Source organism: Aliiroseovarius sp. F20344 (genome assembly GCF_023016155.1).
Classification (GTDB): domain Bacteria; phylum Pseudomonadota; class Alphaproteobacteria; order Rhodobacterales; family Rhodobacteraceae; genus Aliiroseovarius.
The window spans coordinates 433,814-458,555 of the sequence record NZ_JALKBG010000008.1 but is presented as its reverse complement, the minus strand read 5'-3'; the positions used below and the strand labels follow the sequence as shown (position 1 = coordinate 458,555).

The following is a 24,742-nucleotide window of genomic DNA, read 5'->3' as shown; positions in this document are numbered from 1 at the left end:
ACAAGTTGGCTAACCCGGAATTTGTTCCGCCTCACTTAGGTGAGAAGCAATATTTGCAGACTGCGCAAAACTAAACGCTGGTGGAAGTGCGTTGCCAATCATCAGTGCCAAAGATTGTTTCCGTATATCCGCAGGGAAGACATAATCCTCTGGGAAGGATTGCAGAAGGGCTGCTTCACGGGGCGTGATAGCCCGGTTTTGATCTGGGTGAAGGAATCTTCCTTTTGAAGGGTTCAAACAACCACCAGTTATAGTCGTGGAAATCGTGTCCCATCGCAACCGGCCGTAAACATCATTGAAACCGATCTTTTCGTCTTTGTGGCAGTCCAAAGTATATTCTGCTGGCAAGTCTTTTCGACTACCACCGTCTTTCGGTGTCAGCGAAATACGCTTCATAATGGGATCGCTGTGCTTGGCAACAATTTTGTGGATGGGATCAGTCGTATCTTCCGGAGTAGGTAGGTGAGAGATAGCATCACGTACTGTGGTTTCCTCTTCAAAGCCTTCAGCAACCGAGATCGCCCCCAGCCGAGATCCAACCATTACAAGCCGTCGTCGACTTTGTGGCACACCGTAGTTCTTTACGTTCACTACCTGGACGTCGATCCAATATCCCATAGCCTTGAGCTTCTTAACTATCTGTTTGAACAGATAGTAGTCGGCCAAACCAGGAACATTCTCCATCATCAGTGTAAGTGGCTTCAGCTCTTCTACAAAACGGAAGTACTCTACGACCAACTGATTTCTCGGATCCCGAACGCTAGCCTTTTTGTTTAGCTTGCGTACACTGGAAAAACCTTGGCAGGGCGGGCATCCCGCAAGAAGATGCAGCGGCGCTCCCCCCAACATCCGTTTAACTTCTGAAATGTCTATCGTTCGAATGTCCTGCTCAATCAGGCTAGCCTCAGGATGGTTCAACCTGAAAGCGCGAGCAGGCTCCGCCTCCAGCTCAACCGCTACCTTTGTTTGAAAGCCAGCTTTTCGCATGCCCTCCGTAAGACCACCGCAGCCTGCGAAAAGGTCTATGCTATTGTATCTTAAGTCAGCCATTGGCTGGGTCCTTTAGGCTTTCAGAGAAGTGCTGCCCAAACTTACCAGAAAGCTCTCTGGGATAGTCTGCAACGCCCCAGCCGGATAGATTCGACAGAGTTGCTCCGATAATGGCTCCACAAAACGGGTCGCTCAGTTTCGTAACCCTACTAAATTCGAGATGATCATATCGAAGAGCAGCCTTGGGTAATGCTTCTGCAGGAGCGTCCGGCAACGGAACATCGATAGATGACAGACTGTGTGAATTTGCTCGGTAGTTACGCAGGGTGATTTCCAGGTCATTTTTTAAAGGAACTAATGGGATCAGAAATGATCGCCCCGGCAAAACGTTCAGCGGTTCACCATTAGTCAATGAGGATACACCAGGTTTAAGCTTCTTTCTTATTTCGCCAAGTTTTTTGAATCGTTTTGCACGCTCCCGCAATCCTTGGTTCTGATCATTCAGAAGCTCAAGTTTAACAACAGCTAATTTTCCGTCTGTTTTGTTCCAGAACTTAGCCAAGTCACAGGGTGGCGTTAGAACAAGAAACAGCTCCGACCCGTCTCCGTCTTTAGGCAAGATAATATCCCCGCCTCTTACAACATTGTCTGCTGGTCTATGGTACAGCCGATATGACCACAGCTGTTCCATTATCTTTATGTCGTTTTCGTCAAGTTCTTGGGGGTCACCACCATCATGCTCCAACTCTAGTGACGCAATGTCCGTTTTGATAACTTCCGCTACTATTTCTAGAAGTTCCGAAGACACCTCTTCTGATAATACCTGTTCATCAATAAGCTGTCGAAACTTGTCGCTACTCTTTACCTTCTCTTTGAGTTTTTCACCGATCATTTCCTTTAGATCGGCATCGATCGGATCATTGTCTTGAGCCGCGAGTATCTTGACTACCTTGTCGAGATCCAAGGCTGACAATTTGTGAAGCACTCCATCGAGGCTTCTATTCACAGATGACCTGAGAGATGAACCGAACTTGAAGGAAAAGTTGTTGGCATGCTTCTCTTCCAGCAATTCTTTCAGTTTTTGGTGCTGGCTAGCGCCATCCGTTTCTTTGTCGAGTAGCTCGATACGAGATGAATACTCGCTCAGCCCTTCTTCGAGTACCGCGCGAATTTCCTCATCTTTATCGGCACCTGTAAAAATGATTACATGAGCATGAGAATTCTCGAGAATGAACTTCAACTCACTCACTTGATCTACTTCGTCACCGTACTCCCAATCAAACACAATCAAGTCGGATCGGTACTTTCCTTCCTCGAATGCTCGCTTAAAGAACTCAGGTAGCCGAAAGCCAGCCACGCTCCAAACAGGCTCTTGATTCTCGTCACGTTGGTCGACAAGGGTATCACACAGCTCTTTCAAAGGGTGATCTTTGTCCCAATCCTGTGCAGTCAGAACCTTAAGAGCTGCTCCTGAGAAATAACTGTGAGATTGTAAATTTGCATCGACCGCTGGCAACATGAAGCCGTCGTCGATGATGCAGATATTCGTTCCGATCATATCACTTTTCTTTTTGGTACTTTGTTGAAATCCAACATAAATTGAGCTCCGTGGAACTCTCCGTCCCGCAACTTCGGGCTCTCAAGGCATAAGATATCGCCTTTCATGTCCTGCATGTAATGCTTGCTGATATATAGCCCCAACCCACTCCTTGGAACCTTCATGCTGTAGCCTGCAAGGAAGAGATGCGGCAAAATCGCTTCATGGATGCCAGGCCCATCGTCTGCAAACAAAATGGATCTATTTTCCTCGTCGACTTGAATTGAAATTCTGCGCCTACGAATATCCTCCGACTCAAGCCAGTAGCAGGCGTTGTCGAGCAAGTTCGAAAAAACCTGAACGACAGCTCCATATCGCGTGTAAACATCGAAGGACTTAGTCTGGTCGAAATCGATCGTGATATCGCGCTTAGCGAGCCGGCTACGATAGTTGTCGATCGCAAGACCAACCGCATTTATGACCGGAAACTCTCTACGTTTCTCTCCTCGTAGAGCCATAACTGGGGAAAGCCTCTTCAACTCGTTTCTCAGCGAAGACGACGTGTCCTTTAGCTGTTCCAACTTTTCTCGATCTGGCGTTTTCTTTTTCAGAACTTCGTTGATGCCATAAAAGAAGCTTGTAGTAATTTTATTGATCTCATGTATCGAAGCACCAATTGCCAACCCATACCCAGCTTGTTCCGTCAGCATCTCTTGCTGTTCGGTAATCAGGTCCAAGCTTTGTTGGAGATTGCGAAGCGAACGAGTCAAGTTACGATGGCCGTCAACTCGCTCCTCGGGAGTTTTTCCAATGGTCTCCAAAATGGCAAATGGATCTTCATCCACAGGATAATTTGTATCAATGCTCTTGTGTACAGTAAGCGACTGCTTTGCATAGTCTCGGAGCGCACTGGGAGTCCTGACCACATCTTTGGTAAGCGACGTGTACTCGTCTCGTTTAGCAATGAACTGGTTCTCAACGACGGTTTTTAAAACCGAGCGGATGAGTTCGACAAAATCCGCATTCGCCTCATTTTCAATCATGCCTTCACGATTGGTTTTATCGGTCAAGGCCAGGTTAGTCGCTTGGTCAATCTCGACGTTGCCAAACAAGTTATAGTAGGAGAGTAGCTTGCCCTTCTTGATATGTTCTTTTGAAAGTCGCAGCCAATCAACGTCAGCTCCCCATTCCGCAGGAAAAACGTTAATACCATCACGATAAATCGAGATACCACCAAATCGATCCAACCTTTTAGTGAAAGCGTCCTTGTCCGGACCCGTTATCCACGGGCTCACGCGGTACCAAACATTGAGACTTAAGAAGAACGCCCCACATTCGGTTCTTTCGCCTTCACGGCCTCGCCAAAAGCCTTTGTTTGCGGCCTTGAGATCATAGACTTCACTAATCTCGCTCTCTGGCATTGGCACGCTTTTGGGCGGTTTGAAGGTCAAAGTGTAGTCGAGTTTACCGAAGTCATCTACAAGCCCAACGAATTCGAAAACTGGTGTCGGATCACTAGGCGCCTGATCTTCTAAATCGGGAACTTGAGGGACTAACAGTTTGGCTTCGAAAGCGGACTGCGCTGCCTTTGGGTTGGGGTTTGGAGACCTTAACTGATTAATCGAGCGACTAAGGTCGGAAACCTTTTCTTGATCCCAGCGGAAGCCGTCGCGCCCCCCAAAAATCACTATTCGTGTGCCGGAACCAGAATCTCCGTAGTCGCGACTTTCTGGCCGGCGAGAGAGACCGACGCCAATCTCTGAAAGATCAACACCACGATCAGAGTAACGGTCAAACTGATCCCAATCGATAGATAGTACAAACTCATAATCATTGTTTGCCGTTTTTGTTGTCAGCTCTAAGAACCGACCAAGGCGATGTGTGGCAAACCGACCAACCCCTTTTTCGCCGAGCGGAATTCGACCTTTATTGGCCCTCTTTATTTCGGCGACAATCCCTTCAAACTGCGGAAGAGCTCCGCGCTCAGCAGCTTTTGCCCGTTCCAGTTTTAGACGTTCCTTAATATTTGTCTTAAGCGTTGAAGCAGGACGCAACCACCCTTTTTCGATGGTGTTTCGGTCCATGCCTATACCATCGTCCTCAATGACGATCACAGGCCCTTCGTAGCCCCCAAACTGGTAATCGGGAGACGTATCCTGAGGCAGAAAATCAGAATTCTCGATGGTCACTTTGCAATGCGTGGCGTGTGCATCATATGCGTTCTTGATCAGCTCGAGAATCCCCACCTTTTCGGAAGCTATTAGCTGCTCACCTAAGACACGGATCAAGTGGGCATCCGAGGTGAAGTTCAGTTGGACATTACCGTCGAGACAGATCTCATCCAGCAGCTTGCTAGGTATTTTCCGAACCGCGTTCTGATAATTGTAGTGAGGATTGTCTGCTTCTCTTAACTTACCGTCTTCATCCTTGTGGGGTACAGGCGACCCAAACGGCTTAAATGAAGCAATTTCTACAAAGAAGTGTTCAGGGTTCTGCTTGTCTTCAAAGGGCTCTTTTTCGATAACACCATAACCGAAGAACTCGCCTTTACCCCCATCTGCCTGCGGCTCATAGTAGACAAACTCCAACGGCAGTTCGTTAAATTGGCTGGCGTATGATTTCTTGGAAGTGGCAGGAAAGTGATAGAATTTCCCAATAAAATCATTGTACTCGCTTCGATTCTCACGATGCTGGGTAAGTACCAAACAAGGCCTGCGTTCAGTCATCTATTTAGACCCTCAAATTCATCATTCCGAGCCAAATGGGTTTGCAAGTCGCCCAAAAGCACCAGACTGGCCCGAACGTCGCTAAAATAAATCATTCAACAAAGCCCCGTATCCACCTTGCTGCAAATGCGCAGTTCCGCATCGAGGCAATTTAGCAATCTTAAGTATGTCTCGAGACTAGGTGTCACTGCCCCCGTCTCGATGTCAGATATCGAAGACTGAGCAACATTGGACAGGCGCGCTACTTCCAATTGCGTCATGCCCACTGCCTTCCTGTGCTGCTTGAGAGCCTGCCCCGCGTGCTCTATGCCGTTGATCAAAGGCAACTTTCGGTTGTCCATGACCATTGTTTAAGACAATCCATCAAAGTACACAATATAGCTTAGAGAGGATTCACTCGCTTGGATTGATCTTACTACTGGGTTGATCGCCCCCCCCCAAACAGCTTGGGTGCACTTTGTTCGGTAGCATCCAAAGTTGATAGCTGGCGGCGAGCAGCTTCATAAACAGAGCTGACGGCTTTCCGCCACTTAGCCGGCAAAACGGTGTGTAGAGCTTCTCCCAGCGCCTCGAAAGCGCGGCCTTGGAGAATATGGTCGCCACCATCGGCGATACAAACAGTTCCAGATCGGACGCGATTTGGCGGCTTGGCTGGGCCTAACGCCGCTCAACACGTCCAGTGGAGGCAAAGATCGTCTCGGACGGATCACCAAGAAGGTTGAGCGATATATCAGAAGGCTGCTCATCAATGGGATGACGGCGAGTGCACTGATGGCCAAGGACAAGCCAGAGAAGGCCGACATCTGGACAGCAAAGTTACTGGACGAGAAGCCCTTCCGTCTCGCCACCGTCGCGAAGGCGAAAAAATCAGCTCGGATCATCTGGGCAATGTTGACAAACAAGAGCAGTACCAGCAACCGATCACCTGATCCTGCTCCGAGATGCAAGACGCTTGGTGTGATGATGTGGAACGAAGTCAACCAAGAGTAAGGACATTCCGACCGCGGTCGCGGCCTTCTGAGGTCGATTACTGAACTTGTCTATAGACTTTGAATGACCGCATTCAGAGATCGGACCAGTTGCTCTCGCAATTGCGGCGAAGGGCAGCATTCCGCCCAAGATGACCAAAGCTGTTTGCCGACCCAAATCAATCCTTCAACAAAGAATTCTGCTGCGACACAGCGTCCCCAATGTATTCCTTAGCCGGATACTGAGATGTTGATGTTCAGCGCTTGAACTCTAGGTGCTGCTTTGGTGCGTTCGTCTTTCCGTCGTTAGATTATCCCGACCCAAAAATGGCTTGGTCTAATTGAACGCTATGATGTTTCGTTGATTTTGTGTTGTAGTGCGTCGCTTGTGAAACACCCAAAACAGCGACTGCAGTATCTCCAACCGAACCTAATCCCTGTTAACCTTGCGCCATCGTTCATTTTCGTTCACCTTCACAATACCTTACGGCAGCGGTTCCAATTCCGGCACAGCACCTTTACACGACAAAAATTTATTGGTGGACAGAATGCAAAAATGGATTTTTTCCGGAGAGCAACTCAGAGAGATATCAGAGAACAATCTATACCATTCTCCAAAAGTAAACGAGTATTTGGGAAGTGAGCGAAAGCTGCTTCTTTTAAGCTCGAAAGGAATGGGTAAAACCCATCTATTGCGAAAGAAGAGGGCAGAACTTTCCAACTCTGCAAAAGGTCGATCTGCGGTTTTTATTCCGAGATCTTCAGGAAGCGATGTTGATCGACAAAGTACCCTCCCAATGAATAAGGGTCCAAAGTTCTGGGGTCAGATTAAACAGGTTGATTGGGCCATCCTTTGGGAGATCTCAATCGCACTGTCAGTTCTAATAAACATAGATCAATCGGTGGAGAACGAACGGAGCGATTATGTGCTCAGGTTGGTAGACATCGCAGACAATGAGGACATCCCCAATGAAGTTTCCGAGTTGATTTTCCAAAGACTTGAAGGTGAAAACCCCAAGCTTGCAAACCCAACATTCATTCTGAACTGCCTATTGAGCCTCGAAAGCACACCGAGGCAACGCCTTATGAGTGTAGTCCAGAACTTGGTTCTGCAACTCTATAGTAACTATGTTTCTTCCGCGGTCTACGTTTTCATCGACAGCTTTGACCAAACTCTGTCTGATACCCTAATCGGAGAGATCGATCTATGGGTCAATGGTCAAACTGGGTTGGCGATTGCAGCCTACAATATTTTCGTGAACTGCAACCATATTCGTGTCTTTACATCCATTCGGCAAGAGGCATGGAACCATTTCGAGCACGAGAACAAGCAAGTTATTGAATCGTTTAGTACGCGCCTTGAATACTCCAAGCAGGAGTTGAAAGGCCTCATCAACCATCTTGCGCATCATTATGAAGGCGTTGCGAATTTGGATGGATTTCTTGGCACCGCGAAGAAAGGTGTTGTAAGAAACTTTGGAGTTTGCGAAGCGACGGGAGAATATCTCGAAGAGCAAGCTTTCGAATACCTTTTCAGGCACAGCTTGGGGACGCCCAGATCCTTATTGAATTTGATGAGTAGTGTTTCTTCAGAATGCGATCGCTCTCTTGCTCCTGACAAATATGAAAAACTCCTAAGAAAGGAAGTTAATCTTAAGTCGGGTACTATTGCGGAGACCAAGATCGAGTCAGAAATGGCGCACTTTCTGCGGTTTCTAGATTCCAAGGAGCGTCGAGCCCGTTTCTTTTCGCTGATTCATGGAAATATTCTAAGTTTGAACGAGTTGAAACGAATTTCTGATACTTTAGAGTTCGATGGGAGTGCCGCGCACCCATTTTGCGAGCTCTACAACCTCGGTCTTCTTGGAGTTTTGAAGAGGGATACCGACGGAGACATCATCCAGCATTTCAAAAGCCCACTCGAGTTTGATTGGCGCTTGGAGGGATGCCTGCCGAGGTCAAAATACTTCCTGCTTCACCCATCGTTTGAAGCATTCCTATCAAATACATACCGATTGGATGTTGAGCCTTCAGTTATTGTTTCCGACGGAGCTGACTGGCCAGCAAGCTGGGACGCCGAAATATCTAGACGTACGGTGAAGCTTTTTGTGTCGTATTCAAGGAAAGATCGAGAGCTTCGGGACGCAGTCATTTCTTCCGTATCACTTGTGTTGGGAAAAGAGGGCATTCGTCATGAGTATTGGATCGACGATCATGAGATAGAAGGCGGTGATTCCATCAATGGCGAGATAAGTAGAGGTATTGAATGGTCTGATTTCATGATTTCATTAATTACCGAGAATTACTTGAGCTCCCCATGGTGTATGTCCGAGTTTGAAGCGATGCACGTTGAGCAGCTTAACGGCGAGCAGAAAACGCTGCTACCTTTCTTGTTTGATGGAGTAGAAAGGGAAAGACTTGGCGCATTAATGAACGGGAAATCGACACCCGAAATTGAAGATTACGAGCCGTCAAGCCTTATAAAAATCGGACATGCAATTAGAAAACATAGTATGAAATGGAGAAAGGGCAATTAATAGTCTTGCTCTCCGTACACAATCCTCATCCATTGCGTGGCATTGGAGATTAACGCCTCATTGACCGCCAGCATGTCCTTTAGAAACTCATCGCATTCGGGAAGTTCTATCATGATGTCTTGAGGGAATGCTGCCTTCAATATTTTGAAATCGGAAGTATATCTGCTCTAAATCTTGATCACCAATTCCTAAGATGCGGGCGTACTCCTTTGTATAAAGCCATGGTCAACATCGAAGAATGGACGAGACACTGTATCTCCAATCGACGATACTTTGTTCTGGATTGGCGCCCGCTCCCCCCGGAAACCATCGATCCACTAGAGCAGGGGCCAGTTATTCGTCAAACAGTCAAACAGTTCCACTCAGGTGGGGCTGATCATTGTGCCATCATCCTTTTCCAGATTTCGGCTAAAGGACACTCCAACCTCTAGCCAGCTCTGCGTGAACGGGATCGGGCCTGGCTGATCCATTTTTGTCTCTCTTTCGGTATTCGCTTCCTACTGGACCTGTCACGGTTTGATGCCGCTCCTTTGGTGCAGTAAATGCTATGAAAGGAGCGGCATCAAACCGTGACAGGTCCATATCCAAGCGATCTAGGCAAACCTTGCCTCGCTTTTTCATCTTGCCATTTGAGTAGCGCCTCCCCGAGCTCGCGTGCCACGGGATCATCACTCGCTTGGAGCTCTCTAATAACTTCAGATGCCAATGTGCTTTCCTGAATTACCAATTGTTGAATTCGAACCACTTAAATCAATTTTAACCATTAATCGTACCGGTTTGAAAAGCCGCTTCTAATTGCACCATGTCAACTGATTAGGCTGTCACCCACACAAGCGCTGAAAAGCGCTAAACAAAGAAGGGGCACATTTGATAGAGACAACAACAATAACCTCAATCTCAACCCGGATTTAATCCAATGAGAAACGGAGACCATGGGGCGCGAAATACCCGCATGCAGAGGGTCGCTCAGAAGGACCCGCTAGAAAGCAGCGGCAGCCGTCAGCCGTACTGCGCCAAACGATCCTTCGACTGAACTTGATAAGTTCAGTACTCAATCAGCGCCATCGATAAAGCCAAGGTTGGGCACGATCTCTATGCCTCTCTCCAAATTGCAAGAAACCCCGAGCCCTACGACGAGTATTTATTGCATATTCTTCCTATAGTTGTGTAAGGCACTAGAGACGAAAGCAAGGTCATAGTTGAAGTTAGCAGGAAGTTTTTCGATGCGCACAAAAACCCAAGTTTACGTTTACACAGACGACGATGGAAACGAACGCTGGCTTGATGTGGACACCATGCGACGTTGGGCTGAAAGCAACTTAGAACTCACTAGGATCGCTATCGATAGCAGCCGTGTCGAAGAGCTCATATCGTCTGGAGACCTTGATAAGGAGCAAATACGAAAAAACATCGAAACGGGACACCCAAAGCCGGTTCTGATTTGCTTAGATCTAGTGAAAGAAGGATATCAAATCGTCGATGGAAACCACTCATACGTCACCTCTGCGCTTGCCGCAGGTTTAGCAAAGCAAATGGGAATACATAAAGAGCAGCATTCTGGTGTAGATGGTTGGGCGCTTACCCCTGACCAATGGCGACCCTTCCTAATCTCGCGCCAGATACAAAGTACTCAACAGAATGCTCAGACTTGATTTGCATGCGCTCCTTGCTCTTCAGCGGATAGTTGCCTCGATGGGTATTAACCATCGCGAGGGCAACCCTCTGTTGCTTAAACCAATAGCGGCAAGCCATCTGTACAAATGAAATCGTTACTCGAATACATTCAAAACCTCTATCCCGCCCCCTCCAAACGTTAAACAACTACACAATCGAGTAACAGCGAACCGTTATTCTTTGTTTTTCCCGCAAGAAACTCAGCCAAAGCGCGCGGCAGTCCGCCATCAATCTCCATGATTGCCGCCCGCTCCTCCGACAGATCCTCCTCCAATGGCAAAGGTTCCTTTGCGAGAGAGTGAGCCTGCGGCAACTGCGGCATTTGCGGCAAATCAAATCGCTGACTGGTGTGCTTCGACGCCGCAATAGAGCGAGACCCGCGAGGGGTGACGATCTCCTCCGCGTTTTCAAAAAGAGCTCTGATAAATTCGTGCGTTGGATTGGTCACTTGGCACCTGCCCTACGCACCACGTGCCAGAATGTCTTGCTATTGGCCCCATCGATGACTTGCGTCCCACTCCCTCGAACCAACCAGCCGTGAGCTTCAAGCTTCTGAATGCATTGCGACAAGGTATTTCCATCGCGTAAGTGCCCTGGTCCTTTCTTCATCAGTGTGCGTTTATCGATAAACTCTTCAGCCCAATTGCCTTCGAGCCAACACCGAATGGTTTCGGCGTCGCATAGGTTCTGATCAGGCCTCCCTGTATCTGTTATCCGAAGCATCTCAGACAGATACCATTCCATGATGGCAATGCCGTTCTCCATTACACGCAAGGAAACCTCGTCAGCCTCTTCGTCAGCAAAAACGCTCTGAATCCCAGCGAGACGAGCTGCCATTTCGGGGACCTTTGCCGCAAACCCAGACAAGTATTCGAAGGCGCCGCCCGCACCGGAAGCGCGCTCAACTCGATTGTAAAACACTTCCAGAGCCACGCGGGCCTCGCCTGATAGCTTGAGATGCTTTGGGTTAAGCTCTGAGCGTGTTCCTAGGTGTAAAGGCATTTCCAACTGCAAGAGACCTCCGACGCGCGTGTTAAAACGCTCCAAATGCCTTTGCGCCTGATCCTGCTGTTCTCTCTGTGCTGTATCTTTACAGATTATCCTCGACCCAATCTTGCTGTTCGGCCAAGCGATGAGCACCCGCGAGAGCAATCCTTGATCTTTCATCGTCGGATCGCCAACCACGTGCTGAGCAACACCAGGTTGTATCATCAGATGAAGTGAGACGCGTTTTCCACAAAGCCAGACGGGTTCTGCTGATGCTCTGCTTCGGCTCAAAGGTGCTCCATCCCAAAGTTTAGAGAATCCCGCAGCTGTCTTCAGGGCATTCTCCCGCTTCATACTGTGCCCACCAAAGAATTGCCCCCCTTCGTCAGTCATTACAGCTACGGATGGAGTTCCGTTCTCCAGCTGGCGGAAAAGCCCTTCAATCGTTGGATCGCTTATTCGTATAGCCGGAAATAGAGGTGGTTCTGGAGGGAGATCCGCGCGCTCCTTGTCGTGATCGGTTTCGATGACATCAAAGTCACTTGGTGTTGAGCGACGCCGGCGTTTCTGAAACTCAAGCTTTTCAGCTTCATGTTCTCGTATTTCACGGTGGAACACACGCACGCGTTCTTTGTCGATACGATCGATTTCAGACGTCGCCAAAGAGTCACAAGCAGACTTGCGTTCGCCTGATTGGGCCACCGTTAAGAAGAAACAGCTCAACGGCACGACGCCTTGAAGCGATTCCACATCTGCAATCGCTTGAGTTGCCACGCTCGCAACCGTCAGAATGCTTTGCATCGCGATCGCATCTGGCGCTTGTGTTAATGTCGAAATCGCTTGAACTGGGTTCGCGAAAGGACCAAGCGCATGGCTTGGAATGGGTTCGGCATCCCGCAACTCTCCAAACAATGGGGTGGGAGCCTCCCCATTTTGTTTGAAGGCATAGCTTTCCCATTTGCTCGACTTAGAAGCCTGCATTATTTCTCTCCGATAGTGTTTGGAATTGAGCTCTCCGAGCTCAGCCTGTTCTTATAGTAACCGCCTAGTTATTCGCTTGCGGAAACGGGGTCTGGCGAACTCTCGACCAAACCACTGAGTTTCATCAGGCGACCTCAGCAAGCCTGTTCTCCCAGATCTCGATTTCTGAGAGTTTCCAACGGGTGCATCCAGGCGACAGGCTTACAGCGCGCGGAAAACCGGAGTTCGATCGATGCCACCGCCACACTGTCTGGCGAGAGACGCTGAAGCGAACGGCAAGATCTGTGTCAGATAGAAACGTTTCATTCATGGATTTCACCTCTTGTTACTGATGAACCTAATATCGAAGGCATTTGCTCGATTTTCAAAGTAATAGAAATGCGCGCTATTTAATTTCCCGGAGTTCCTTCCTGTTTCGATAATGCCTTTCGAGATACTTCGCGCGGCTTTCTTCTTGGGCGAGGCCCTGCTTTTTAGCCACCTGACGCGCCGCTTCAAGAATGCTTACACCCTCTGCACACAAAATCCGCATTTCATCGAGCGCTGTCGCATATTTTCGCCAAGGAGGCCTTGGTCCTGGCGGACGGCCTTTCTGTTTCTTTGCGGGTTCAAGAGCTCTGATGAGATCGTGAGTTTCCGATAGTTCCCTGGTTTGAATTTGCGCGGTCTCGAAGAACTTCTGAAACCTCTCCCGTTGGACTTCGTCCGGGCTTTCCATTCCATCTCTCAGATTATGCCAGTTGCCGAGGAACTCCCGAAACTTGGGTGGGATTTCAAACCCTTCAAACTTGTATTTCTCCAATCCGAGTTCTTCAAAAAGACGCGCACGCACAGCTTCGTAATCACCCGAAACTTTGAGCCTATCGATCTCCACTAAAGCAGCCCGCATTGCAGCAGCGTGCTCAGGATCGCAACGCGGAAGGCTGGGAGCGTCGATTTTGCTGGCCCACAAATCCTGCTCGATATTCAATTCGTCCACATTGGCCAAATAGTAGTTTGCTGATTTCAATAGTTCATTGATACCCATGCCTTAGCCCCGGCCGAATTGATTATTTGATTTTGATTGGTGGTCGCCCTGCAAAAACAATGCCCAGGCTTCCATCATGCCTTTGCGCTTCACTAGCTGATCTGACCGGTCGTAAGCTTGTTGAACTTTCGTGCCAACTTTGTGCGCCAATGCAATTTCCGCCATGTCACCGTCAAACTGAGTACATTCAGCAACCCAAGTCCGAAACGTTGATCTAAGACCATGAGGAACGGCGGGACGACCGTGCTGCGCATCTAGATAGCCCCCCTCCCCTTCGCGCATGTCAGCTGCATGAATTTTTCGCATCACTGCGGCGAGCGAAGCATCCGACATGGGACCGCCTCGGGGCGCCAAAAACACAAGCGGGTTGTTCGTTTCTCGCGGCAACTCACTCAGTATCCTGAGGGCTTGGGCAGAAAGCGGCACGCGGTGAGGTTTGCCCGACGGAGGAATTTTAGACGATTGTCGACCTGGTTGTATCGTCCACAACCCTTTTTCTAAGTCCATCTCATCCCAGGTTGCGAACCGAACTGCGCCAGTGCGTGCAGCGGTCAGGGCTTGGAACTCTAAGGCGCGCGCGCTGGTGCCCGACCGAGCTTGCAACGCCCGAAACCAACGCGACGCATCATCTAAGCGCAGAGCCGGATAATTCTTGGCACCGGTGAGTTTCGTCGGCGCAGGCAAAACCATGTCGAGATTGCCACGCCACCTTGCGGGATTCTCGCCGCTTCGATAGCCGGCCACTGTGGCGTAATCCAACACACGCTCAATACGTTGACGAACTTTTGAGGCTGTTTCCGTCTTCTCTGTCCAAATCGGGCGAAGCGTTTCTAAGACATCCTGCAGCGACACATCCGTAACGGCTATTGCACCCAGCGTCGGAATTGCATGTCTTTTGAGTGATGCCTTCCATTGTTTGCGATGAAGGTGACTGTTAAATTCAACGGTCTTTTCTTCGGCGTAGCGTTCAACGGCTTCGGCGAAAGTGAGCAGCTTTCGACGCGCTGCCTGTCGCTCTGCGATTGGGTCCACACCATTGCGCAAAAGCTCACGTGCTTCGCGCGCATAGTCACGCGCCTTGGCCAAGGGAACGTCAGGATAGGGTCCGAGGCCTGCCTCGCGCCGCCTTCCGTTGTGTCGATAGCGAAAAACCCACGACCTTGCACCGGTGCTGGTGACTTGAAGCGCAAGTCCGGCGACACCCCCAACCGCATGCACGCCTGGCTTCGTCAGCCGCTTAACTTCTAAGGGTGCTAATTCTTTGGCTCTTTTCGGCACGGACCGTTCCTTGTTCAATTTGGGAATCGAACCGGTGCCCAAATTTTCTATCCCACTCATACCCACCCAAAAGGATGTGATATATTGCTATTTCATGCGACAGGCCGAGACAAGGGAAATCCGGCAACACCCTGTAAATAAAACATAAAGAGACAAATTGCGACAGCGGTGCATTAGCGGTACTCGCCTCCAAACTTCATAACAACTTTCCAGTGAAGTATTTTCACGCGTTCGCTGGCGGCTGGGTCGTCCTCGGTCTGGGCGGCATTGGGGCAATCCGGAAACCTCAGATGCTCGCGTGTCGAAACCAAAGCGAACATCTTTTTGACCAGGGGCCGAGAATGCGTCGCCTTTGGACTGCCCCCTTGGACGCTAAGTCAGCCAGGATCACGGAAAGAGCGCAACCGCCAGCATTGATTAACGTCTGGTGCGTCAATCAATACTTGGTTTGTCTGTACAACTGGGTGGTCGCTTCAAGACTTGGTGCGTTTTGGGCCTTTTGGCTTGTTGCGCTTTGGCGCGGCTTTCCCACCAGCGGCTAGTGCGCGGGCTTTGTTCTTTTTGCTGTTGGGCTTCCCGGCAGGCGGGAGCGGACCTTTTGGCTTGCCCCCTTTACGCGCTTTATGGTCCTGACCTGCGTCATGCTTCGGGCGCTTGGGGGAGGCGTCTGCTTGCGAGCCACCTGCGTCCGTCGTATCATAACGCGGCTTCGGTTTTCCGGATTTTGGTCCAGAGCCTGAACGCTTCTCATATGATCCGGATTTCCCCTTACGTTCGAACTTATCTTGTCGAGGTTTACCACCGGGTTTGCGATTTTTGCCGGGGCCAGCGGGACCCTTGCGACCGCCTCCTGAGGTCTCAAACGCGGGCGGCTCGGCCAGTTGAGTGACAACCGCGCCCTCTTCCAGCGTCATATCCACTCCGATATTCTTCAGGAACTTCTTGGCGCTCGCTTCAAGGATCTGTACGTAAGACTGGTCGAATTTTACACGGATCGCACCGACGTCTTCGCGGCTCAAACCTCCGGCCTTGCACAGCATCGGCAAAAGGCGACGAGGTTCAGCCCCCGCATCCCGCCCAACTGAAATCGAGAACCAAACAGACTTGCCGAACTCTTTGCGCTCAGGGCGAGCTTCCACATCTGCAAGGTCTTCAGGCGCGGAACGAGTCATCCGATACATCCGCAAATACGCGGCGGCAATTTGCTCTGCCGAGAACTTCTCTTGCAGTTTTTCGATCGTCGCACGTTCTGTTTCTTCGATCTGCGCATCCCAATCGGGATCCGCCAGCATCCGATCCTCATCACGGGCTTTGACGGCTTCAGCCGACGGGGCGTTGCCCCATTCTGCTTTCAGCTTGGCCCAGCCCAAGATACGCTCTGCTTTCTTGCGGGACCGCTTGGTCACGACCAAAGCCGACACTCCTTTGCGCCCAGCGCGGCCGGTGCGGCCAGAACGGTGCAACAATGTCTCGTGGCTCGATGGCAATTCAGCGTGCACCACCAGATCAAGATTTGGCAGGTCGATCCCGCGTGCGGCGACATCGGTGGCCACACACACGCGGGCTCGTCCATCGCGCATGGCTTGCAGGGCATGTGTCCGTTCGCTTTGCGACAGTTCCCCAGACAGGGCAACAACCTGAAACCCGCGGTTTGACAGGCGCGTTGTCAAACGGTTAACCATCGCGCGGGTGTTGGCGAATACGATGGCATTGGGCGCCTCATGGAAGCGCAGCGTATTAATCACCGCGTTTTCCGTGTCATGCTCCGCGACCAGCATCGCACGATATTCGATATCTGCGTGCTGTGCGTTCTCGGATTTTGCCACCACCCGGACCGCGTCCTTTTGATAGCTCGCGGCAAGCGACATGATCGACTTGGGAACAGTTGCCGAGAACAAAAGCGTCTGACGCTCATCGGGGGCTTCGCCCAGAATGAACTCCAGATCTTCGCGGAAGCCAAGGTCGAGCATCTCATCCGCTTCATCCAGTACGACAGCGCGAATAGAGGTCAGATCAATAGAGCCACGCATAATGTGGTCGCGCAAACGGCCGGGCGTTGCCACCACGATATGCGCGCCACGCGCCAAGGCGCGGCGTTCGTCACGCATGTCCATGCCGCCCACACAGGAAGCCACCACAGCTTTTGCGTTGGCATAAAGCCAGCTCAGTTCGCGCTTCACTTGCAACGCCAGTTCGCGGGTTGGGGCAATGACCAAGGCCAGCGGGGCCGAAGCGCCGTTAAATTGCTCACCATCCTCCAGAATGGTCTCAGAAATTGCGATCCCGAACCCAAGCGTCTTGCCCGATCCAGTCTGGGCGGACACCAACAGATCGCATCCTGTATGTTCGGGTTTCAGAACAGCCTGCTGCACGGGCGTCAGCGTGGTGTATCCACGATCTTCAATCGCAGCTCTTAGGGCTTCTTTCACAGCTTTTCTTCTTTGTATCTGGAGGGCGCATCCGAGATCCCGAAAGGGCCGAACGCGTTGAATTGGCGCATCTTGGTGCCTTTGACGGGCACAGAGGCTGCGGATAGGACATCAAAGCCCTAATGTATAGGCTTTTCTGCGATCTGACCATGATCCCTTAAGGGATGGGGTATCCGCGGATCACAAACCCACCTGCCCCACTGTCAAACTCCAGAAGACAGGCAAAACCCGCCTTAATCAGAGAAGAGCGCTTGGCTGAGTTTCCTAGCTGCATTCTGGATCAAGCTCACCTGAGAAACGAGAGTTTCAATCGAAAGCCGCTGTGTTGGGCCGTGCATCGCGATGACGGAGACAAACCTGCCATTTGAATCCGTGATCGGAACAGCCAAGGCGATCATTCCGTCAAGAAACTCCTCTCGGTCCAAGGAGTATTTCTGTTTCTTCACGTCGGCCAATTCTTCAAGCAAAGTATCTGCCGACACATGGGTCTGATCTGTCATACGTTCATAGTTCAGATTGTGGACTAGGCTTTCACGCTGCTTAGGTGGCAAGCTTGCAAGAAAGCACTTTCCACTGGCCGTACAGTGAAAGGGCACATTGGTCCCGATGGGCAGCTGAATGCGAAAGGCCCAATCGGTTTCAACCCGATCCAGATACCGCATTCCGTCATCCTCGGGCACAACATAGTTCACTGTCTCGCCAACACTGTTTGCAAGGTCTTTCAATATCTGCCGTCTGGTTATGTGGTCTCTTGAATTGTGAAGAAGGCCAGACCCAAGTTCACGCAGCCGGCGCGTGACCTGATAACGTTTCGAGCTGCCAATGCGCGCGATGAAACCTTCTTCTTCCAATGTGGCACACAAGCGATGGACCGTTTGTTTGGGCAATCCCAGCACATCGTTAATTTCAGTGGCCGTCATGGGCTGATCACTTCGCCCCAATACCTCGAGAATAAGCAGAGTCCTAAGGTTTGTCGGAATTCGATCTGACGACGTCATCAAAGTCCCCTGAAAAAAGAATGGTGCAATTCACACGAATCATCTTAGGCTCTTTTTTTACCAAAAACGAGACTTAAAGTCTCATTTTTTGATAATTTAGAGGGTCTGATGGAGTTTGACTTCATTGTTGTTGGGGCTGGGTCCGCTGGATGCGCACTCGCCAATCGTCTTTCCGAGAGCGGAAAGTACTCGGTTGCGCTGCTTGAGGCTGGGCCGAAAGACAGCAATCCGTGGATCCATATTCCGGTTGGCTACTTTCGCACGATGGACAATCCGCGCAGTGACTGGCGCTATAAAACTCAAAACGACCCAGGCATTGCAGGGCGTTCGATCCCTTGGCCGCGAGGTCGTGTGTTGGGCGGTTCGAGTTCCATCAACGGACTTCTATACGTACGCGGGCAACCACAAGACTACGATGGTTGGGCGCAGATGGGCTGCACAGGTTGGGGCTGGGATGAAGTCCTGCCTTTCTTCAAGCGCTCGGAAAGCTGGGAGGGTACAGACACAACGGGACTGCGTGGCGAAGACGGACCACTGTCAGTTCAGAACTCCCGGCTAAAGCGCGAAATCGTTGATACTTGGGTAGACGCAGCCGTAGCTGCAGGTTACCGCCGCAATCCAGATTACAATGGTGCCGACCAAGAAGGCGTTGGGCACTTTCAGCTGACGATGAAAGGCGGGCGGCGTTGTTCGTCGGCGGCAGCATATCTGACCCCTTACCGAGATCGAAAGAACCTGCATGTCATCACCGACATTCAAACCGAAAAGGTTCTGATTGATGACGGGCGTGCCGTCGGCATTCGCGCCCGCCGTAATGGAACGATGCAAGAGCTTAAAGCTCGGCATGAGGTGATCCTGAGCGCAGGCGCAATCGGATCGCCACAAATTCTGATGCTGTCAGGAATTGGCGATGCTGAGGAACTCAAGTCACACGGCATTGAGGTGAAAGTCGACTTGAAGGGTGTGGGTAAGAACTTGCAGGACCATTTGCAGGCGCGCCCCGTGTTCAAAACAAACCTCAGCACGATCAACACCGAAACCAGCAATATCTTCAAGCAAGCGATGATTGGCATTCAATATATGCTCACCCAGCGCGGTCCGATGACGATGGCAGCCAGCCTCGGCACCGGGTTTTTGAAAACAGAAGACCACCTTGCGACGCCCGACATTCAGTTCCACATCCAGCCTTGGAGCGCAGATAAACCAGCCGACGGACCACATAAGTTTTCGGCATTTACGGCATCTGTATTGCAATTGCGCCCTGAAAGCGCGGGTCATCTGACGCTGACCTCGGCCAACATGGATGATCATCCGGAAATCCACCCGAATTACCTGTCGACTGAAACCGATTGCAGGACAATCGTGAAAGGCATCCAGATCGCGCGAAAGATCGCGCAGACCGAGCCACTTCGATCACATGTCACCGAGGAGCACGCGCCGGGCGCACATGTTGCGTTTGATGATGAAGAGGCGACCTTGGATTGGGCGCGTCGTTCGTCTGTGACGATCTATCATCCAACCGGAACCTGTAAGATGGGCGTCGACCCAATGGCGGTTCTGGACCCTGACCTTCGGGTCAAAGGGGTTCGGGGACTGCGCGTGGCCGATGCCTCGATCATGCCGCAGATCGTCAGCGGTAACACCAACGCGCCCGCCATTATGATTGGAGAAAAAGCCAGCGATCTCGTGCTTAGGGACGCAGGCCAATGAGCTTCTCAGCCAAAAAGCCGGGACACCCCGCCAAGCGGATACATATTTCCGCGCGGCCAACAAACAACTGCCAGGATCATGCCTTCGCCTTCGGCAGCAATGAAAACCAACGTGAAGGCAACACAACTAGGGAGGAACAGAAATGTTCAAACTAAAACATGTAGCAGTAAGCGCTGCAGCACTGGCACTTTCGGTGTCCGCTGCGATGGCCGAAAAAGTGCTGCGTATTCAATCGGTTCTGCCGAACACTGCTGACGAAGTCTTTATGCTGAATGAATTCGGGAAAGACGTCGCGGCGCTGACCAACGGCTCGCTGAAGATCGAAGTTCTGCCTGCTGGTGCCGTTGTTGGCCCACGTGACATCATGGACGCGGTTGATGCCGGTCTTGTTGAAGGTGGCTTCGCCTGGACCCACTATTGGGGTGGTAAGCACGTTGCAGCCAACCTCTTTGGTGCACCGGTAGCGGGTGCTGGTGTTGGTCTCGACAACATCGCATTCCTGAGCTGGTTCCAATATGGTGGTGGCCGCGAGCTTTATGACCGTCTGTGGGATGAAATGGGCGTGAACGTTAAAGCCTTCATGTTGCAGCCTGTTGGCCCCGAGGCTCTGGGCTGGTTCCCGAAGCCAATCGAATCCATGGATGACTTCCGCCAGATGCGTTTCCGCGCACCTCCCGGAATGGTTGGTGCAGCCTATGCAGATATCGGCGTTCCTGCCGTTGCAATGGGCGGTGGCGACATCCTGCCAGCGCTTGAAAAAGGCACAATCGATGCGGCTGAATGGTGCTGCCCGAAGCCAGACTCTGTCTTTGGCTTCCAGAAGGTGCTTAAGCACTACTACCTGCAAGGTCTGCACCAGGTTGTCGTGAACGCCGACATGTACATTAACGGTGATTTCTATGACGGGCTGAGCGATCTTGAAAAGAAAGCTCTGGAAGTTGCTGCAAACGCATCGCTGTCCAAGTCCATGTCCTACCGTATCTATGAAAACGGTAAGGCGCTGAAGGATCTGACCGATAACCACGGTGTTATCCTTGAGGACACGCCTGCCGATTACTTCACCGAGTATATGGCAGCGGCCAAGAACGCGCTGCAAGCAGCTGCGGATGAGAACGAGTTCTTCGCAGAAGTTTGGCAGTCTCAGAAGGATTTCGCGGATGTCGCGGTTCCATTCTGGGCGGGCGCACAAGCCTCGAACGCAAGTTTGGGTAAAGCACACGCCGACACGCTGAAATAACACCAGCCTTTGGTGCGGGGCCCCCGTGGCCCCGCGCTTCATTTTCGATAAGGGCGTCGGCCTTTTTCAAAAATGAAGACCCAAAATGGGCACCGACAACAAGGGAGAGCGGGTATGGCCGCAGATGAGGTAAACCCCGAAGAGCTCGAAATCGCTGACGAGCTGATCGCGGAACGACGTGCTGAGGCACCCGGCGAGACGCCAGAGGATATGACACCTTGGCAGCGCCCAATCACGGCGGCGATTGACGTGATCAACTATCGCGCTGGTCAACTTATTGCGCTGCTGATGGTGCCGTTGATTATCGTGGTGGTGTTTGAGGTCCTGTCGCGGAACTCGTTTGCGATCCTGCAGAATGCTGGTTTTGCTGATTTCGCGCGCTCAATCGGTCTTGGCCCCACACTGTGGGTCTATGATACCAGCCGCATGATTGCTGGTGTCCTATTCATGGCAGCGGCAGGGTACGGCCTGATGCGCGGCGTACATATCCGCGCGGACTTCCTTTACCGGAATTGGACCGACAAGACCCAAGCGACCGTCGATGCGCTGCTCTACCTGATGTTCTTCATCCCTTCGATGATCTTTTTCACCGTGGTCTCCTGCGAGTTTTGGTGGCTTGCCTACTCAAGAAGCGAAACCATGCAAATCGACAGCGCGTGGGGGCCGCTTCTGTGGCCGGCGCGTTTGGCGATGCCCGTTGGTGGTTTCCTTTTGCTGCTGCAAGGTATCCCTGAGATCTTCCGCGCGTTCCACAAAATGGGCAAAGAGCGTGAACGCTGGTTCGTAAGGGCTTTGCCGATCTATCTGATCGGACTGGCTTGGCTCGTGATGGCGGTGTTCCTGCCTGATTGGGTGCCAGGTGGCGCATGGTTCTCGGACCTGATGGCGGCCCGTCCTGAGCTGTCAAAACCGACCATTGGATTGATCATGCTTGGCGCGATGCTGTTCGTGATTTTCATCGGTTTCCCAATCTCGTTCACGCTGATCTTCTTGGCCTTCGTGTTCGGCATTTGGGGCGCGAACTTCAAACTGACGACCCTTCTGATGACGCTCAACACGAACTCCACCATGCTGAATGATCAGCTAATGGCGGTGCCGCTGTTCGTCCTGATGGGGATCGTGATGGAGGCCGCTGGTCTGATGGAACGCTTGTTCGCATCCATCCAGATGATCATGGCACGCGTGCGCGGTGCGCTCTTTATCGCGGTCTTGATCGTTTCGACGATCTTTGCTGCCGCAACCGGAATCGTGGGCGCATCCGTGACGCTTCTGGGTATTATGGCGGGCGCCACGATGAGCCGTTCTGGCTACAACGTCCAATTGGCCGCCGGAACAATCACCGCAGGGGGAACGCTTGGCATTCTAATCCCGCCCTCGATCATGTTGATCGTTATGGGTCCGGTCTTGGAAGTGTCCACGCTGGACCTGTTCCGCGGGGCGTTCATCCCCGGCGCACTTCTGGCCTCGCTCTATCTGCTGTACACGCTTGGGCGTTGCTGGCTGAACCCAGAGCTCGGTCCGATCCTGCCGGAAGAAGATCAGCCGGATACGTCGAATTTCTATGGGGCTGAAGTGGCTTTGATTTGCCTAGGCGTCCTGACCGTATGCCGCGTCTTTGGGCATAGCATGGGCGGGACGTTCGGCGGGGTCATCCCATTCGGTGGGCTGATCGTCTTGGTCGCAACACTGTTCATCGCCTATCAGGCCTATCGGAAACTGAACATCCTTCGGATCGTTCTGCCGATCGCGGTGCTGTTCCACCTCTATATGGTCGTCGCGAACATGAGCGACGGTGGCGGTTTGCCAATCTGGTCGACCGTGTTGGCAGCCTTCATCTTGCTTTTGGCGTTCCTTGGACGTCCAATTTACAGCTCGGCAGCGGAAGGTGGCTTCTACTTCTCCGCCCTGTGGGACGAGTTCTTCGCCGGGCTGATGCCCCCGACGATCTTGATCTCATTCGCGCTTGGTTCAATCCTGCTCGGCCTTGCAACGCCGGCAGAGGCCGCCGCGATGGGTGCGTTTGGTGCGATCCTGCTGTCGCTGGCCTATCGCAAGTTCACCATCCCAAGCTTCTTTGACAGCCTGATCAAGGCGTTGGAGATCACGGTTCTGATCATGTTCCTTGTGGCTGCCTCGAACTTCTTTGGTGCACAGTTCAGTGCATTGGGCACGCCCAAGATGATGACCGAGCTGCTGCTGGGGCTGGACATGTCACCTTATCTGATCCTGATCCTCGTAATGTCTCTGATCTTCCTTTTAGGCTGGCCGTTGGAATGGGTTCCGATCGTGTTGATTGTGGTGCCGATCCTGCTGCCAACCGTGGAAGCTTTGGATGTCTATGGCTTGGATCGCTATGACATGATGGTTTGGTTTGGCATTCTGGTCGCGGTGAACCTGCAAACCGCGTGGTTGTCGCCACCGGTTGCATTGTCGGCCTACTTCCTTAAGGGCGTGGTGCCCAATTGGGATCTCAAGGACATCTACCTTGGCATGATGCAGTTCATGTTGGTCCAGCTGTTGGGCCTGATCCTTCTGTTCATCTTCCCCCAGCTGGTGCTTTGGCTGCCGGCGGTAATGTCAGGAAACTAGACCATGAGTGAGCATCGTAGTTCTCTTTCCTATCTGAAATGGCCATTGATCACGACCGTCATTGGTCTTGGCCTAACTGGCTGGTTAGGCTGGGCGACAGAAGGCAGTATGGCCGGTGTGTTGTCATTCCTGATGGTCGGAACAGTGCTGGCAGCGCTTGAGATTGCCTTGTCTTTTGACAACGCAATCGTCAACGCCAACAAGCTGGAGGAAATGACACCGGTCTGGCGGCAACGCTTTTTGACTTGGGGTATCTTGATCGCGGTCTTCGGAATGCGAATTGTTTTCCCGCTGGCCATCGTTGCCATCTTTGCGTGGATCAACCCATTTGCGGCGATGCATTTGGCACTTGCCGATCCGGACGAGTATTCCCGCATCATCGGCCACGCCCACGGCCCCATATCGGCCTTTGGTGGCACCTTCCTGATGATGGTGGCGCTGAAGTTCTTCATTGACGAAGACAAGTCGATTGACTGGATAACAGTGGTTGAAAAACGTCTGCGGAAATGGGGATCGATCCGAGGGTTCGAGATCGCATTGGTCCTGGTCATTGTCATGCTGATCTCTCAGTCCCTGCCCGGACCTGAGGTCGGACCCTTCCTGACCTCGGCCGTTATGGGTCTGCTGGTCTTCACCATGGTGGACGGGCTTGGGACTTACCTTGACAACATGGCAGGTTCGACTGCCGCGATTGGTGCCAAGGGTGGGCTAGGGGCTTTCCTGTACCTCGAAGTGCTCGACGCCAGTTTCTCGTTCGATGGCGTGATCGGTGCCTTCGCCCTGACCACCAACATCCTTTTGATCGCCATCGGTCTTGGCATTGGCGCGATGTATGTGCGCTCGATGACCATCATGCTGGTCGAGCGAGGCACCTTGGCCGAATTCAGATATCTTGAGCACGGCGCGTTCTATTCGATCTTCGCGCTTTCCATCGTGATGTTCCTTCAATCCCTCGTGCATGTTCACGAACTGATAACCGGCGGTATCGGCATGGCTTTGATTGCCTTGGCCTTCTACGCCTCCATTATTCACAACAAGCGTGAAGCATAGTCTCTCGCCAGTTTACAGGACCTT

General features: G+C 51.6%; 18 protein-coding genes. 7 read left to right on the top strand and 11 right to left on the bottom strand.

Annotated features, from left to right (window positions below; all coding sequences use genetic code 11):
- Positions 1–9: 9 nt before the first annotated feature.
- From MWU55_RS11240 to MWU55_RS11230, 3 genes are read right to left on the bottom strand one after another with little or no spacing between them, the layout of a single operon-like run.
- Positions 10–1,050 carry a DNA cytosine methyltransferase gene (locus MWU55_RS11240; RefSeq protein WP_246936266.1) on the bottom strand — a complete coding sequence of 347 codons (1,041 nt, stop codon included), beginning with the start codon at positions 1,048–1,050 and terminating at the stop codon, positions 10–12.
- Positions 1,043–2,548 carry a hypothetical protein gene (locus MWU55_RS11235; protein ID WP_246936265.1) on the bottom strand — a complete coding sequence of 502 codons (1,506 nt, stop codon included), beginning with the start codon at positions 2,546–2,548 and terminating at the stop codon, positions 1,043–1,045. The genes MWU55_RS11240 and MWU55_RS11235 overlap by 8 nt, the downstream gene beginning before the upstream one ends.
- Positions 2,545–5,253, bottom strand: a complete 2,709-nt coding sequence (locus MWU55_RS11230) for a sensor histidine kinase (protein ID WP_246936264.1) — start codon at positions 5,251–5,253, stop codon at positions 2,545–2,547. The genes MWU55_RS11235 and MWU55_RS11230 overlap by 4 nt, the downstream gene beginning before the upstream one ends.
- Positions 5,254–5,892: 639 nt before the next feature.
- Between MWU55_RS11230 and MWU55_RS11225 the strand changes: the two genes are divergently transcribed.
- From MWU55_RS11225 to MWU55_RS11215, 3 genes are all read left to right on the top strand, one after another.
- Positions 5,893–6,243: a transposase gene (locus tag MWU55_RS11225; protein ID WP_246936263.1), complete on the top strand. Its 351-nt coding sequence runs from the start codon at positions 5,893–5,895 to the stop codon at positions 6,241–6,243.
- Between the two features lie 526 nt (positions 6,244–6,769).
- Positions 6,770–8,758, top strand: a complete 1,989-nt coding sequence (locus MWU55_RS11220) for a toll/interleukin-1 receptor domain-containing protein (protein ID WP_246936262.1) — start codon at positions 6,770–6,772, stop codon at positions 8,756–8,758.
- Between the two features lie 1,223 nt (positions 8,759–9,981).
- A complete protein-coding gene (locus tag MWU55_RS11215) occupies positions 9,982–10,410 on the top strand; it encodes a hypothetical protein (RefSeq protein WP_246936261.1) in 429 nt (142 codons plus the stop codon).
- Positions 10,411–10,571: 161 nt separating this feature from the next.
- Here MWU55_RS11215 and MWU55_RS11210 read toward each other — a convergent pair whose 3' ends face one another.
- The 8 genes from MWU55_RS11210 to MWU55_RS11175 all read right to left on the bottom strand — a co-directional run bounded on the left by MWU55_RS11210 (position 10,572) and on the right by MWU55_RS11175 (position 18,132).
- Positions 10,572–10,880, bottom strand: a complete 309-nt coding sequence (locus tag MWU55_RS11210) for a hypothetical protein (RefSeq protein ID WP_246936260.1) — start codon at positions 10,878–10,880, stop codon at positions 10,572–10,574.
- Positions 10,877–12,400 carry a YfjI family protein gene (locus tag MWU55_RS11205; RefSeq protein WP_246936259.1) on the bottom strand — a complete coding sequence of 508 codons (1,524 nt, stop codon included), beginning with the start codon at positions 12,398–12,400 and terminating at the stop codon, positions 10,877–10,879. Before MWU55_RS11205 ends, MWU55_RS11210 begins: the two co-directional genes overlap by 4 nt.
- Positions 12,401–12,524: 124 nt before the next feature.
- Positions 12,525–12,710 carry an AlpA family phage regulatory protein gene (locus MWU55_RS11200; protein ID WP_246936258.1) on the bottom strand — a complete coding sequence of 62 codons (186 nt, stop codon included), beginning with the start codon at positions 12,708–12,710 and terminating at the stop codon, positions 12,525–12,527.
- Between the two features lie 75 nt (positions 12,711–12,785).
- Entirely contained in the window at positions 12,786–13,427 is a 642-nt protein-coding gene (locus MWU55_RS11195; protein ID WP_246936257.1) for a hypothetical protein, read from the bottom strand.
- 3 nt (positions 13,428–13,430) lie between these two features.
- Positions 13,431–14,765, bottom strand: coding sequence for an integrase arm-type DNA-binding domain-containing protein (locus tag MWU55_RS11190; protein WP_246937882.1), 1,335 nt, complete (start codon positions 14,763–14,765; stop codon positions 13,431–13,433).
- 113 nt (positions 14,766–14,878) lie between these two features.
- Positions 14,879–15,025 (bottom strand): hypothetical protein, encoded by a 147-nt coding sequence (locus tag MWU55_RS11185; RefSeq protein WP_246936256.1) that lies wholly within the window; start codon positions 15,023–15,025, stop codon positions 14,879–14,881.
- A gap of 153 nt (positions 15,026–15,178) precedes the next feature.
- Positions 15,179–17,134 (bottom strand): DEAD/DEAH box helicase, encoded by a 1,956-nt coding sequence (locus tag MWU55_RS11180; RefSeq protein WP_246936255.1) that lies wholly within the window; start codon positions 17,132–17,134, stop codon positions 15,179–15,181.
- 233 nt (positions 17,135–17,367) lie between these two features.
- Positions 17,368–18,132 (bottom strand): IclR family transcriptional regulator, encoded by a 765-nt coding sequence (locus MWU55_RS11175; RefSeq protein ID WP_281501860.1) that lies wholly within the window; start codon positions 18,130–18,132, stop codon positions 17,368–17,370.
- Positions 18,133–18,240: 108 nt separating this feature from the next.
- Here MWU55_RS11175 and MWU55_RS11170 point away from each other — a divergent pair, with 108 nt between their 5' ends.
- The 4 genes from MWU55_RS11170 (at position 18,241) to MWU55_RS11155 (ending at position 24,718) form a co-directional block, all read left to right on the top strand.
- Entirely contained in the window at positions 18,241–19,842 is a 1,602-nt protein-coding gene (locus MWU55_RS11170; protein WP_246936253.1) for a choline dehydrogenase, read from the top strand.
- A 142-nt stretch (positions 19,843–19,984) separates the two neighbouring features.
- Entirely contained in the window at positions 19,985–21,079 is a 1,095-nt protein-coding gene (locus MWU55_RS11165) for a TRAP transporter substrate-binding protein (protein ID WP_246936252.1), read from the top strand.
- Positions 21,080–21,193: 114 nt separating this feature from the next.
- Positions 21,194–23,668 carry a TRAP transporter large permease subunit gene (locus tag MWU55_RS11160; protein WP_246936251.1) on the top strand — a complete coding sequence of 825 codons (2,475 nt, stop codon included), beginning with the start codon at positions 21,194–21,196 and terminating at the stop codon, positions 23,666–23,668.
- Positions 23,669–23,671: 3 nt separating this feature from the next.
- Positions 23,672–24,718 (top strand): DUF475 domain-containing protein, encoded by a 1,047-nt coding sequence (locus tag MWU55_RS11155; RefSeq protein WP_246936250.1) that lies wholly within the window; start codon positions 23,672–23,674, stop codon positions 24,716–24,718.
- Positions 24,719–24,742 lie beyond the last annotated feature (24 nt).